The sequence below is a fragment of the Sphingobacterium sp. JUb56 genome (assembly GCF_014191365.1).
In the GTDB taxonomy this organism is placed as follows: domain Bacteria; phylum Bacteroidota; class Bacteroidia; order Sphingobacteriales; family Sphingobacteriaceae; genus Sphingobacterium; species Sphingobacterium anhuiense.
In genome coordinates this window covers 4059749-4073789 of sequence record NZ_JACHWL010000001.1, presented here as the reverse complement: position 1 = coordinate 4073789, position 14041 = coordinate 4059749, and the positions used below count along the sequence as shown (strand labels likewise).

Below are 14041 nucleotides of genomic sequence, written 5' to 3'. Positions count from 1 at the left end.
CTAATTCTATTTAACTAACCCAAACACGGATCAATGAAATTAATTTGTCAATATCAATAGGCTTACTGACATAGTCATTGGCACCCGCTTCGATAGCTTTTTCTTTATCACCTTTCATCGCTTTTGCTGTTATGGCAATGATGGGTAACTCCTGATACTTTTTATTTTTACGGATATTGGCAATGGCTTCATATCCATCCATAACGGGCATCATAATATCCATTAATACCAGATCAATGTTATTTTCTAAATTGAGAATATCAAGCGCTTCCTGACCATTATTGGCAATTTCAACATGAATATTTAAACTTTCAAATGCACTTGTCAATGCAAAGATATTTCGCATATCATCATCTGCTAATAAAATTGTTTTGTTTTCTAATGTTTTTTCAAGTTGAAAATCATTTGCTTTATCAATTATCCTCGATTTATTTTCTGTTTTCTGGTCAATTTTATTCAGGAAAAGGCGTACTTCGTCTACTAATCTGTCGTTTGACTTGGCAGATTTTAAAACCATAGCTTGTGAGTGTTTTAAAATTCTGGTAGTCTGTTCAGAGGTCAATTCCATCGCCGTGTTGATGATGATAGGAGTTTCATTGTACGTCTCTAAGGATTTTATTTCGTCTAGTAATTCTAATCCTGATTTATCTGGAAGATTTAAATCTAAAATAATACAATCGTAATTATTCGCTTTATTCTTCAATAATTCAAGTGCTTTATTGGCATCATAGGCTTGATCTACTGTTAGTTTTTCATCTTTTAGACCATGTTTGATAAAATCGCTTTGTACTTTTTGGTCTTCAATAAGTAAAACTCTTTTCATAACATTCGAAAGCATGGATTGAATTTTTTCAAATGTCTTTTGAAGGGTTTTTTCAGAAACTGGCTTGGCCATAAATCCGATAGCTCCGGCATTGATTGGTTCATTATCCAAATACGTCCCTGCAGACATCATATGTACAGGTATTGAGGAGGTCTCCCGATTTGATTTTAAAACTTTTAGTACATTCCAACCATCAATTTTAGGAAGCATAATATCCAAAATAATCGCCTTTGGTCTTAGTGCCATTGCCTTTTCTAATCCTTCTTCTCCGTCATGGGCAAGTATGACACGGTAATGATATGCTTCGGCATAGTCCTTTAATATTTCTGCAAAAATCAAATCATCTTCAATGATCAACAAGGTATTCAGGTCATCCGGGTTTTGAATTATATCTTTATTTTCTGGTAACAATATTGAATCATCGGTTTCAGAGGACGGGATTATTTTTTCAGTATGTTCCTCATTAGATTTAAGCGTTTGATTGGTACCAGGCGCAGTGCGTAGTGGCAATGTAAACATAAAGGTGCTTCCGACGCCGATTTCACTCGATAATGTGATTCGACCACCTAGTAATTTTGCAGTTTCTCTACATATTGATAATCCTAAACCAGTTCCACCATACTTGCGGCTTGTAGAACCATCTTCTTGTCTAAAAGCTTCGAATATGAGTTTTTGTTTATCAGCAGCAATGCCAATTCCAGAATCGATAACTTTAAAAGTAAGTTCATCCCCCTTAGTTATACCAATATCAAGTGTTACATTTCCATTAGGATTGGTGAATTTGAAAGCATTTGATAGTAAGTTTTTCAAGATCTGCTGGATCCGATATTCATCCGAATAAAAATGAGTAGGCACATCTGGAGAAAGAGCTATCTTGAAATTGATTCCTTTGTCTTCCGCAGTATTCTTGAAGAAATTTAAGATATAATCGATGAGATCTTTGTTGTCAATGTTCTCCTGTGCCAGTTCCACTTTGCCCGATTCTATCTTAGCAAGATCAAGTAAGTCATTGATTAAATGAAGTAAATCAGTGCCTGCATTATGGATCACACTGGCATATTTGATTTGTTCACCAGTTAGATTGTCTAGTTTATTATCTTGTAATAATTTTGCTAATATTAAAATACTATTTAAAGGCGTACGCAGTTCATGGCTCATGTTTGCCATGAATTCTGATTTGTAATTAGAGGCTGACTCAACCTCTTTGATTTTTAAAGCAATGTTATCTTTTGCTTTTTCTAATTCATTATTCTGCTCCTGTAGTAATTTAGCTTTTTCATCCAGTTCATTATTTGTTTGTACGAGCTCCTCTTGCTGTACTCTCAATTCCTCTTCGGATGCTTCTAGCAAATTCGTTTTATAACTTAATTCCTCATTCGTTGTTCTCAGTTCCTCCTGTTGCGCTTCTAATTCTTCCGTTTGTTGCTGTAATTCTTCATAGAGTTCCGCCATCTTTGAATGCGCTTGCGCAACTTTCAAACTAACAGCTAATATTTTGCTAACGCGGTGTAAATATTCAATATTTTCATTTTCATTCTTTTTGTCTTTTGGACATACTAATTCAATTATACCAATAGATTGTTCTTCATATACGATCGGAATAAGATAGAGATTCGTTTCAAATTGATCAATTAACGAAGACGCAATCTGATATTTGTTTGCATTTACATCGCGAATGATCGTTAATTTTTGATTATTAATCACATCACTGAGTATCCCATCTCCTTCTGAAATAAAAGTTTTAATAGGGACATCTAATAGGATTCCTTTATTTGCTAATAGGGAAAAAAGGGTGCTATTTTCTTTTTTGACATATACTGTACCAGCAAGAGAGGAAGTCGTTTTACAGATATTATCGAGTCCTATCGTTGCAATTTGTTTTTCATTAAAATCGCCTCGAAGGTTGTGGTCTAAAGTGTTGATGTTATTTAAAATAGAGTTGTCTTGTTCAACTTTAGAGGTTAATTTTAAAAGGGCTGTATTGGACTTCTTTTCATCAATTATACTCTTTTTTAATGTTTTAAAAACATTAAGAACAATAATGAATATATAGATCATGATCGCTAGACCCACAAAAACTAAAAAGTAAGTTAAATACCTGATATTTTCTAATCTATCTGTTGATTTTTTAATTAATTCTTTTCTTTTATCGATTAAGTCTTTGGAGATTATAGAAATCTGATTTTGAATATCAGCTCGTTTATTGTTTACATTTAGCGCTTTAAATTTGTTTTCCTTACTTAACGAGATGGCTCGCTCGAAGTCATAGAAATCTAAAATGGTATTTTTTAAATTATTTAGCTTGTTAGCATCAAATGTATAGTAGCTGTCCTTCTTGCTTAAGTTTTTTATAGTTTCAAGGACCACAGTTATTTCACCAGCATAGGGTGCAAATACACTTGCATTTTTTTCTGTATAAAACTTAAGTTTTGCATCATTTACTCGGGCAACACTATTCTTGATATTATCGATGAGATCAAACTTTGCTTCTGCTTTTTGTATAAGGTCTTGTTCATGAGCCGTACTTTTATCCAATTGGATGAAAAATAATAACGATGCCGAAAGTATGATTAGAAATGAAAATATAATTCCAATGATGAGTTGTTGTTGAAAACGTAGCTTTTTCATCTTGATATAAGAGTAATATTTTTTGATAACACGTTAAAATAATACGCTAATTGACATTAGAGTAATAGCATAATAATTTTCTGATTTCTTTTGATTCCTTTTTTATCATTCAAATGCGTCAAAGAAAGCTGTTCTTTAGCGTGTTTCAATAATTTTTAAGGGAAAAGTGGCAAATTAGAAATCAATGCTAGTTCTAAGTAAAAGTAGTAAAAAAATGAGGAAGTACTCGTAGTTTTTGAGGTTAATATTTGGAAGTTGAGTTTGGTTGGATTTTACTTTATTTACACTTTTTAAATTGTTTTGGCTCATGTTTGATCATTATTTGATATCTTTAAGACAATTACTATTTAATTAATCTAATCAAATGGATCCAAATTTTTCTTTCGCTTTAATGATTATAGGCTGTATTGTAGCCTTGTTTCTATTGCTTTATTTATTACCTGTAAATCTTTGGTTTACCGCACAGCTTTCTAATGTTAAAATTAGTTTATTGAACTTGGTTTTGATGCGATTACGTAAAGTGCCACCTTCTTTGGTCACTAACGCAATGATAATCTCAACAAAAGCAGGACTAAACATCACATCTAATGAAATTGAAACCCATTATTTGGCGGGGGGAAATGTTAATAGAGTAATTAAAGCTTTAATATCCGCCGATAAGGCAAATATTCCTTTGAGTTTCAAGCTTGCTACAGCTATTGATTTGGCTGGTCGTGATGTATTTGATGCTGTGCAGTTATCAGTAAATCCTCAAGTTATTAATACACCTCCAGTGGCAGCTGTTGCTAAAGATGGAATTCAATTAATAGCGAAAGCACGAGTTACTGTTCGCGCCAATATCAATCAATTAGTTGGTGGTGCCGGCGAAGAAACTATCTTAGCGCGCGTCGGTGAAGGTATCGTAACAACGATAGGCTCGTCGGAAAGCCATAAGCAGGTCTTAGAAAATCCAGATCGAATCTCTAAAACTGTTCTTTCAAAAGGACTTGATAGCGGTACGGCATTTGAAATATTATCTATTGATATTGCAGATATAGATATCGGTGAAAACGTAGGAGCAAAATTGCAGACAGATCAAGCTGAAGCTGATTTGAAAGTTGCTAATGCAAGAGCAGAAGAACGTAGAGCAATGGCTGTTGCAAGTGAACAAGAGATGCGTGCCAAGGCACAGGAAGCAAGAGCGAAAGTTATTGAGGCCGAAGCACAGTTGCCATTAGCTATGGCGGAAGCTTTTAGAAATGGAAATTTGGGTGTAATGGATTATTATAAGATGCAAAATATACAGGCAGATACAGACATGCGAACTTCTATTTCCAAACCTGGACATGATACCAGAGGACAGCAGAAAGATTAAAAGCTGATGTAACAGATTTTTTATACGAATCAACAACCGATTGCAGTTAAAATGCAATCGGTTGTTTTTTTTAAAAATATTTTGGACTGTTCTATATTCCTATTCCTATCATTATATTTAGTGCTATAATTAATTATTATAAACATGAAATCAATAAAAAAGTTATTATTTCTCTACCTTTCTTTGAATCTGACGCTAGCTTACGCACAGTCTTTGACATCGGGAAAAGAGAATTTTGTCCCTATTGGAGGTAATAGTTGGGAGTATCCGAATAGCAATCATAGAGAATCTATTGTAAAGAATGGAAAGATTGAAAATTGGAAAGACAATAAACGGACAGTAAAAACATTTGTTCGCTTTGGTAAAACTGGTCAGGTAAATCTTTCCGTTCAGGTACTTGAAGCCAATGCTGGTGGGAAATTCACTTTTACATTCGCAGGTAAAAGCGTTGATGTAACAATAGAACCGAATCAAAAAGGACTGATCAATGTTGCTGATTTTAGTATTGCGGATACCGGATATCACGCAATTGAATTAAAAGCAAAAACTACAGCTTCATTGTATCCGACAATAGGTGGTTACGTTTTGAAAGGAACAGCTTCCGATGGTCAGATGAACTATGTTAAAGATAATGAAGATAATTTCTTCTACTGGGGTAGAAGAGGGCCGTCGACCCACATGGGATATCAGCAACCGAAAGATAAGAATATAGAATATTATTATAACGAAGTTACTGTTCCAAAGGGTAGTGATGTGGAAGGATCTTATTTTATGTCCAATGGTTTTAATGTAGGATATTTTGGTATGCAGGTAAATAGCAGTACAGAACGTCGTGTCTTATTCTCCGTATGGAGTCCTTTTACAACAGATGATCCTAAAGAAATTCCTGATGACCATAAGATAATTTTGAAAACAAAAGGTCAAACTGTTCATACAGGCGAATTCGGAAACGAAGGCTCTGGTGGACAAAGCTATTTGAAATTTAATTGGAAAGCCGGAAGTACTTATAAATTCTTATTGCGAGGTAGACCTATTGCAAATAATTATACTGCTTATACTGCTTGGTTTTATGCGCCTGAAGTAGGTAAATGGCAAATTATAGCCGAATTTGAACGTCCTCAGACGAATCAATATTTAACAGGCTTTCATTCTTTCTTAGAAAATTTTAACCCTGATCAAGGTATTTATCAACGGGAGGTACAGTTTTCAAATCAATGGGTAGCGGATGACAAAGGGGACTGGTATGAATGTACTGAAGGTAGATTTACCATTGATAATACTGGCCGTAAAGGTTACCGTATGGACTATGCCGGTGGCGTAAATGAGAAAGGGTTTTATTTAAAGAATTTTGGGTTCTTTAATAAATATGTTCCGTTTGGTAGTAAATTTATTAGAAAAGCAACAGGAGTGAAGCCTAATATTGATTTCAAATCACTTCCAAGATAATAACGTTTTTTTTAGAAATTATAGCTGTAAATAGTTTATTTGCAGCTATTTTTTTGTCTTGCTAGTTGTTTAAAAAACAAAACCCTGGTGATGGGCACCAGGGTTTGTTACTAACCAATTATAAACCTAAATTATGAAAAGACATTTTTAATAATCACTGTTTTTAAGTAGTGATTTGATACAGCAAAATTAATGATAAACATTTGATATTATGTTATGTGAATGTCATTTCAAATATTTCTTGATGTCATTCATCATTATTCCCCTGCAATAGATAACCTTAATTATCTCCTACAAAGATACATCAAAAAACCTATTTATTCCAAATGTTTTTGAATTAAAGTTGTCTCTACAATATGTGTTGTGACATTAATATGATTTTTTGTCTATTTGTAATAATAAGTTGTCTTAATAGCTGTAAATTTTGTATTATTTTGTATTGTATTTCGAATTATATATTACTTATTTTTGAAAGAAAACAGCTATGATTTTTGATAATCTTAAAAAAGTGAAAGCTTTTGTATTGGACGTGGATGGTGTGTTGACTGATGGACGTGTGCTGGTCAATGAGGCTGGTGAACAGTTGCGAACTTTTAATATTAAGGATGGTTATATCATGCAGTTAGCTGTTAAGCGGGGTTATCCAATCATCATTATTACAGGTGGAAATTCTACTGGTGTTGTTAAAAGACTAAAGGGGTTAGGTGTTCAAGAAATTCATTCAGGAATCTCCGATAAGATTGGAAAGCTGAATGAAGTCCTGGCTTCACTGAGCCTGAATTTGGAAGATATCCTTTATATGGGAGATGATATGCCAGACTTTGACTGTATGAAACTGGCTGGTCTAGCCACATGTCCTGCTGATGCTATTGAGGAAATTAAAGGAATTTGCCATTATATTTCTCCAAAAATTGGTGGTGATGGGGCTGTACGAGATGTCATGGAAAAAGTATTAAAAATTCAGGGTAAATGGCAAATGGATACAACAGTCAAAAGTATATAAGTAATGATAAATTTAGAGAATAGACAAATAATACTGGGCTCTCAATCGCCGCGAAGAAGCCAATTGTTAAGTGAATTGGGTTTGAAGTTTGAAGTGGTGGTCCGTGAGACGGATGAAGTTGTCGATGAACTTCTAAAACCTATAGCGGTAGTGAAGGCCATTGCGACAAAAAAAGCTGAGGCTTTTCTTAATGATTTTGAAGGGGCTGTAATCATTACTGCAGATACTATTGTTGTTACCTCTGATCAAAAAATATTAGGAAAACCCAAAAGTAAAGCGGAAGCTTTTCACGTGTTAAAGATGTTATCTGGTGATATCCACGAAGTAATTACTGCAGTTTGTATTCTGGAAGATGAAAAATTAATTACTTTTTCGGAATCCACTGAAGTAGAATTTTATCCGCTTAGTGATGATGAAATTAATTTTTATATTGAAAAATATGAGCCATTTGATAAAGCGGGCTCTTATGGAATACAAGAGTGGATAGGTCGTATCGGGATCAAAAGTATCAAGGGAGAATATACAAATGTGGTAGGATTGCCAACAGCTCGACTCTATCAGGAACTAAAGAAACTAAAATAAAAAAGGGAACCGCTAACTTGGTTCCCTTTTTATTTTAGTTGATATGAAATCTTACACCGGTGTAGAACATTCTTCCCGTTAATGGTCCCCATAATAGAGACGTGTCAAAGTAAGATCCAAATGGATCATCTGCTCCTAAAATTGGATTTTGTTGGAAATAATTTGTTAAGTTTTCACCACCGACATAAATTGTGAAGTTTTTATTTTTTCCAAAATCTTTACTTACCTGCGCATTCATCGTTACATAAGCATTTGATTTTGTTGCTACCTGATATGCAACTGGGTTTTCTATTGTTGAAGGTATTCTTTTATCTCCTACAATATTTAAGGTATAGTCAAAGCTCCATCCTGATGAAGGTAATGTATAAGCTAGATTAGTAAAACCTCTGTGCTTAGCCAATAGCGGTTTACTTTTTCTACCACTTTCAAAGTCAGTTTGAACATCGAGTAAACGATATGCAAGTCTTGTTTCTAAACGAGGAAGAGGATTGAAACGTAATTCTGCCTGAAGACTATTTGAATATGATTTACCTGTTAAGTTATAAAAAGATATTTCTCTAGGGTTTTCATAGTCAACTACGACCTGATTTTCAAAACTGTTTCTAAATAACTCAACCGATGCAGTTGCCTCTCTGTTGAACAATCTGAAACTTTGATCAATTGTAAAGCCAGTATTCCAAGAAACTTCAGGATCTAATCCGTAAGCATTTTTAAAATTGTCTGGAGATTTGATAATTAATGTACGGCTACTTGCTAGTGCAGACATATTTTCGGCAATAATGTTAGCCGTTCTTTGCCCTCTACCAGCACTTAAACGCATTGTATTACCTGTAAAAGGTGCATAGCGTAAATTTAAACGAGGTGTAGTAAACCAACCGTACAATGAGTTATAATCTTGTCTTAAACCTACGACGGCATCAAATTTTTCATTTGGACTGAAAGTATATTCTACAAAAGCACCGGAAACAGTTTCTTTTCTCTTAAAATTCTGAACATCCAGATATAACTCATCATAGTTATCATAATTTACCGAAGCTCCCACACGGTATTTGTGAGCTACAGTTCCGAGAACATCTTGAAATATCAAATTGGCATATCCATTCTGTTGTTCACCATTATAATTTTTTAGACCAAAATAACTTTTTTGATTATAGTTTGAACCTGCAAGTTGTAGACCTATACTGCGGTGTCTGTTTTCTGGAAATACATAGCCGATTTTAGCAAAACCTTCGATTCTTTCAATATCAAAACCTAGACCATATCTATTGGTAGTTCCTTTATCTGTTTTTTTGTTAAAATCTGTTTGACCACCTGTACGGTCATCATTTAAATATTTAATTCCAAACTGTGCCATGAAGCCTTTTCCGTTTTCGTAGTTCCAACGGTTTACTCCGGAAAAGAGGTTTCCAACAGGGATATCACGAAAACCGTTATCACTGAAATTCATTGTTTTATTATACATGAAATTATCATGTAACAGGACAGCGGTAGACCAATTGTTGTTTATTTTTTGAGCTAAATTTAAGTTTACATCTGTTCTTCCCATGTTGTTTGCATAGGCATTGAAATAAAGTCTGTCCGAATTTTGAGGTTTTTTAAGTTCAACATTAATTTGTCCAGCCATGTTTTCATATCCATTTGCAACAGAACCAATGCCTTTTGCAATTTGAATAGATTCGATCCAGCTTCCAGATATCGAATTTAAACCTAGTGGGGCTGCTAAGCCTCTAGGGCCAGGTAAGTTCTCTACAGTAAGCTGTGTATATATACCGCTTAATCCTAGCATTTGAATCTGTTTAGAACCTGTTACAGCATCATTACTTACGACATCAACAGAAGCATTTGTTTCGAAACTTTCACTTAAATCACAACATGCAGCTTTAAATAGTTCTTTAGTTGTTAATACCTCTACACGTGCAGGATTCATTCGATTGATGAAGTTTGATCTTCTGCTTCCTGTTACTACCACCTCAGATAAGACATTGCTTTTTGCGTTTATCATCAATACTTCATGCAAGTCTTTTATAGTAATCGTATCCGATTGCATACCTGCAAAACTCACAACGATCTTCTTAAAATTTCCATGATGCTGTAATTTGAAAACACCATTTTCATTTGTTCTTGCATTTTTGCTTTTATCTTCTAACCAATGGATATTAACACCTGTGATTGGATTGAGGTCTCCTTTTTCATTTTCTTCAACAACTACGCCCGTTAAAATGTGGTTGTGATCATGATGATCATCTTTCTTTGCTTTTACATCCGTAATTTTACCGTTTTCCATTCTCGGATATAAACAACATTCATGTAATTGTTCATATACATGATCATCGGCACGTACATTGTCTACATCGTGTCCAACGGCAGCAATGCTCTTTTTTATTTCTTCTAAAGGTGCTTTTTGATGATTATGTTTTACTACCAGCTCTTTTGTGTTCACATCCCAGATTGCTGATGTAACACCATTAATAGTTGCCGCAGTTTCGATTCTTTTTTTACATAAAGCACAGTTTCCTGCTACATGCATAGTGGTTGTGCTATCAACAGAAACGGTTGTTGTAGCACTACTATTGTTTGTGGTAGCACTAACTGTTAATGGCGAAGCTTGAACTTTTTCTAATCTAGGATATAAGCAGCATTCATGTAATTCGGCATATGCTTTATCGTTTCCTCGTACATTCTCAACATCATGTCCAACAGCCGCAATGCTTTTTTTAATCGTTTCTAATGTTGATTTTTTAGCACTATATGTTAAGGACAGCTTCTGGGTATCTTCACTCCACACGGCGTTCGACACACCCGGAAGATTGGCTGCTTTTTCAATACGTTTTTTACACATACCGCAGTTTCCAGCGACATGTAATGTGACCATACTGTCTTGTTTAGCAATATAAGAAGTGGCTTTCAGCGAAGTATTTGCAAGAAAAATAAATAGGGGTATAAGTGCGTATTTTAATATTTGTTTCATGATTTTTTTAAAATTTTGAAATAGTAGTATACTTCAGCTTTTATCGCTAAAGTGTGACCTTGGTTGTCTTTAAAAGACCTATTAAAAAATTTAAAAATCAGATTCTGAAGTTACAGTTTATCAAATAAGGAGAAATATCAGTTGCCGATATCGGTTTATTTGACGCGAAAACACATTTGGAATTGGCAATGTTTTCAAAGTAGTTTTGATTTATAATAATCCAGTTTAATACCAGAATGGCTGGACTGATAACCGGATAAACCTTTGCACTATCCGATGAAAAATGATTGTCGTCGACGTTTTTTAAATCGACAGAAACATTTTTACATTTATTATCTTCAGTCGATTTATGTTCTTCCGAAACAGGAGTTTTATGGCAGGCATCATTTTTTTTGCATAATGCACATTCTGCATGTGAGGCCTCGTCTTTATTGAGGGAGATGGATTGCGTTTCTCCATGACAAAAATGAAAGTACACAGTTGCACTAGTCGCCGTAAGGGAATAGTGAAAAATCAAGATAAGTATGATCAACTGTTTCATTTCGACAAAGCTAATAAACAACTTGCTCTCTTAAGCATTCTTGTTGTCATATTATTGCTACAATTTTTGTTCAGTTAGTAGAAGTTTATAAAAATAGTCCTTGATGGAGCAAGGACTATTTTTTGTTTTAACCTTTTATTGATTTAATAAAATTAGGAATTTCATCTAAGTAATTGTCCTTCGTTAGTAGTTTCACAAATGCTGTACCTATAATAGCTCCTGTGGCAAACGATGTAGCTTGTTCAAAAGATTGTTTATTTGAAATGCCAAATCCGATTGCAATTGGATTTTCAAGCTGCATATCTTTTATTCGCTGAAAGTAAGCAGTTGTTGTGTCTCCTACATTCAGTTCTGTCCCTGTAGTTGCATTAGAGGAGAGCAAGTAGATAAAGCTATTGGAAAGTTTATCAATCTTTCTAATACGTTCTTCTGAAGTCTGTGGGGTCACTATAAAAATATTGGCAACGTCATTCTTTTCAAATGTATCTTTATAAAGTTCTTCATATTCATACATCGGTAAGTCCGGTACAATTATTCCGTCAATACCCACCTTTTTGCAGTCAGCACAAAAGCGTTCCACACCATATTGTAATAAAGGGTTTACATACCCCATTAAAAATACGGGAATGGTCACATGCTTACGTAACTCTTTCAATTGTTCAAAAAGAATTTCTACTGTCATGCCATTCTTTAAAGCAACCTCGGAGCTATGTTGAATAGTGGGGCCATCGGCAACAGGATCTGAATAAGGGAAACCGATTTCTAAAAAATCAGCACCTGATTCCTCCAGCTTTTTGGCAATAGTTACTGTGCTATCAAGTGTTGGGTAACCAGCAGTATAATATATCGATAAGAGACCTTGATCCCCTGTTTTTTTTATTTTTCTCATCGTTTAAAAGCCAAAATATTTCATGTAATTGTCCAGATCCTTATCTCCGCGTCCTGACAGACAGATGACCACAGTATCATCTGGTTTTAAATCCATTTTTTCTAGGTATGCTAAAGCATGAGCACTTTCAATAGCAGGAATAATTCCTTCCAGTCTTGTGAGCAACAATCCTGCTTCCATTGCCTCTTTATCCGTCACGCTCACATAATTGCCGCGTCCGGATTTAAATAACCAGGCGTGCTGTGGACCAATTCCAGGATAGTCTAATCCCGCAGATATGGAGTATGGTTCTATAACCTGTCCATCTGGAGTCTGCATCAGCAATGATCGGCTCCCATGTAATACACCTTCTTTTCCAAGTGCCGTTGTTGCGGCAGACTCGCCAGAATCAACACCCAATCCAGCAGCTTCTACAGCAATCAGCTTTACTGATTCTTCATCTACAAAGTGATAAAACATACCTGCAGCATTCGATCCTCCACCTACACATGCTATTGCATAGTCAGGATTGGATTTGCCTGTTTTTTCTAAGAGCTGTTTTTTTGTTTCTTCAGATATGATAGACTGAAAACGAGCAACCATATCTGGGTAGGGGTGAGGCCCTACTACAGAACCAATGATATAATGTGTGTCAACGGGATTGTTTATCCAATCTCTTAAAGCTTCGTTAGTAGCATCTTTTAAAGTTTTGCTTCCCGATTGTGCTGGTACTACTTGTGCTCCCATCATCTTCATTCTGGCCACATTTGGTGCTTGGCGCTCAATATCGATGGCGCCCATGTAGACCACACATTCTAATCCTTTTAATGCACATACAGTAGCAGTAGCAACACCGTGTTGCCCAGCTCCCGTTTCAGCTATGATCCTTTTCTTTCCTAGTCGCTGTGCAAGTAAGATTTGACCAATTGTATTGTTTATTTTATGAGCACCTGTATGATTTAGATCTTCTCTTTTTAAATATATATTACTCCCATATTTCTCGGATAGACGGCCTGCATAGTATAAAGGTGATGGTCTACCGACATAATCTCTTAGAAGTTGATTAAACTCTTCCTGAAAACTGGGTTCTTGAATAATATCTAAATATTTTTGACGTAGTTCTTCTACATTAGGGTATAGCATTTCTGGAATGTAAGCACCTCCAAATTGACCATAATATCCTTTTTCATTAACCTGGTACTTGCTCATAATTCATGTTTTTCAATGTCTGTTCTAATAATTCTACATTTTTTATTCCTGACTTAAATTCAAATTTTGAATTTAAATCGAGACCGTATAAACGAGGATCGGAAATCTGGCTTGCCTCTCTTATATTTTCAACACTTAAACCACCACTTAAAAAATAGGGTTTCTCTAATGGGTAGTTCCTCAATAAATCCCAGTCAAAGTGTATTCCCGAACCACCATGGTTACTAGTCTTAGTGTCAAATAAAAAATAATCAGCAACCGATTCGTATGCGTTGAGAGATTGCCAATCAAAGTTTTCGTCAATGCCAAAAGATTTGATGACAAGAATATCTTTAGATTTTAACCTAAGACAAAAATCAGGATCCTCATGACCATGTAACTGAATTCCGGCTAATCCGTAATCACTGATTTTTTGTAGAATTTCCTGCTCGCTGGCATTTACAAAAACACCTATTTTTTTTATTCCTGGGATTGCCTTTATAAAATGGGCATCCAAAGCACTGACATATCGTTTTGATTTTTCATAGAAAATCAAACCCATATAATCGATCGGTAATTTAATGAGATCTAACATATTATCCAGATCTTTCATGCCACAAACTTTAATTTTTAAGCTCAT

The 14041-nt window shown here is 34.8% G+C and carries 10 protein-coding genes; 4 read left to right on the top strand and 6 right to left on the bottom strand.

What is annotated here, in order from left to right; all coding sequences use genetic code 11:
- Positions 1-10 precede the first annotated feature (10 nt).
- Positions 11-3451, bottom strand: a complete 3441-nt coding sequence (locus tag FHR29_RS17295; protein ID WP_183915991.1) for a response regulator — start codon at positions 3449-3451, stop codon at positions 11-13.
- A 364-nt stretch (positions 3452-3815) separates the two neighbouring features.
- On the opposite strand from FHR29_RS17295, the gene floA reads away from it, so the two are divergent.
- The 4 genes from floA to FHR29_RS17275 all read left to right on the top strand — a co-directional run bounded on the left by floA (position 3816) and on the right by FHR29_RS17275 (position 7836).
- The gene (floA, locus tag FHR29_RS17290) at positions 3816-4805 is read left to right on the top strand and encodes a flotillin-like protein FloA (RefSeq protein WP_021188810.1); all 990 of its coding nucleotides are present in this window, start codon (positions 3816-3818) and stop codon (positions 4803-4805) included.
- 144 nt (positions 4806-4949) lie between these two features.
- Positions 4950-6251 (top strand): DUF3472 domain-containing protein, encoded by a 1302-nt coding sequence (locus FHR29_RS17285; protein ID WP_021188811.1) that lies wholly within the window; start codon positions 4950-4952, stop codon positions 6249-6251.
- A 484-nt stretch (positions 6252-6735) separates the two neighbouring features.
- Positions 6736-7254, top strand: coding sequence for an HAD family hydrolase (locus FHR29_RS17280; protein WP_183915989.1), 519 nt, complete (start codon positions 6736-6738; stop codon positions 7252-7254).
- Between the two features lie 3 nt (positions 7255-7257).
- Entirely contained in the window at positions 7258-7836 is a 579-nt protein-coding gene (locus FHR29_RS17275; protein ID WP_183915987.1) for a Maf family nucleotide pyrophosphatase, read from the top strand.
- A 34-nt stretch (positions 7837-7870) separates the two neighbouring features.
- Here FHR29_RS17275 and FHR29_RS17270 read toward each other — a convergent pair whose 3' ends face one another.
- The 5 genes from FHR29_RS17270 to FHR29_RS17250 all read right to left on the bottom strand — a co-directional run bounded on the left by FHR29_RS17270 (position 7871) and on the right by FHR29_RS17250 (position 14041).
- The gene (locus FHR29_RS17270; RefSeq protein ID WP_183915984.1) at positions 7871-10804 is read right to left on the bottom strand and encodes a TonB-dependent receptor domain-containing protein; all 2934 of its coding nucleotides are present in this window, start codon (positions 10802-10804) and stop codon (positions 7871-7873) included.
- A 97-nt stretch (positions 10805-10901) separates the two neighbouring features.
- Positions 10902-11345 (bottom strand): hypothetical protein, encoded by a 444-nt coding sequence (locus FHR29_RS17265; RefSeq protein ID WP_021188816.1) that lies wholly within the window; start codon positions 11343-11345, stop codon positions 10902-10904.
- A gap of 127 nt (positions 11346-11472) precedes the next feature.
- Entirely contained in the window at positions 11473-12234 is a 762-nt protein-coding gene (gene trpA, locus FHR29_RS17260) for a tryptophan synthase subunit alpha (protein WP_168128235.1), read from the bottom strand.
- A gap of 3 nt (positions 12235-12237) precedes the next feature.
- Positions 12238-13422 carry a tryptophan synthase subunit beta gene (gene trpB, locus FHR29_RS17255; RefSeq protein WP_021188818.1) on the bottom strand — a complete coding sequence of 395 codons (1185 nt, stop codon included), beginning with the start codon at positions 13420-13422 and terminating at the stop codon, positions 12238-12240.
- A complete protein-coding gene (locus FHR29_RS17250; RefSeq protein ID WP_183915982.1) occupies positions 13403-14041 on the bottom strand; it encodes a phosphoribosylanthranilate isomerase in 639 nt (212 codons plus the stop codon). The genes trpB and FHR29_RS17250 overlap by 20 nt, the downstream gene beginning before the upstream one ends.

Coding starts and splice junctions, on each gene's coding strand:
- FHR29_RS17265 (WP_021188816.1), bottom strand. CDS start 11,345: ATGAAACAGTTGATCATACTTATCTTGATTTTTCACTATTCCCTTACG.
- floA (WP_021188810.1), top strand. CDS start 3,816: ATGGATCCAAATTTTTCTTTCGCTTTAATGATTATAGGCTGTATTGTA.
- FHR29_RS17295 (WP_183915991.1), bottom strand. CDS start 3,451: ATGAAAAAGCTACGTTTTCAACAACAACTCATCATTGGAATTATATTT.
- FHR29_RS17285 (WP_021188811.1), top strand. CDS start 4,950: ATGAAATCAATAAAAAAGTTATTATTTCTCTACCTTTCTTTGAATCTG.
- FHR29_RS17250 (WP_183915982.1), bottom strand. CDS start 14,041: ATGAGCTTAAAAATTAAAGTTTGTGGCATGAAAGATCTGGATAATATG.
- trpA (WP_168128235.1), bottom strand. CDS start 12,234: ATGAGAAAAATAAAAAAAACAGGGGATCAAGGTCTCTTATCGATATAT.
- trpB (WP_021188818.1), bottom strand. CDS start 13,422: ATGAGCAAGTACCAGGTTAATGAAAAAGGATATTATGGTCAATTTGGA.
- FHR29_RS17280 (WP_183915989.1), top strand. CDS start 6,736: ATGATTTTTGATAATCTTAAAAAAGTGAAAGCTTTTGTATTGGACGTG.
- FHR29_RS17270 (WP_183915984.1), bottom strand. CDS start 10,804: ATGAAACAAATATTAAAATACGCACTTATACCCCTATTTATTTTTCTT.
- FHR29_RS17275 (WP_183915987.1), top strand. CDS start 7,258: ATGATAAATTTAGAGAATAGACAAATAATACTGGGCTCTCAATCGCCG.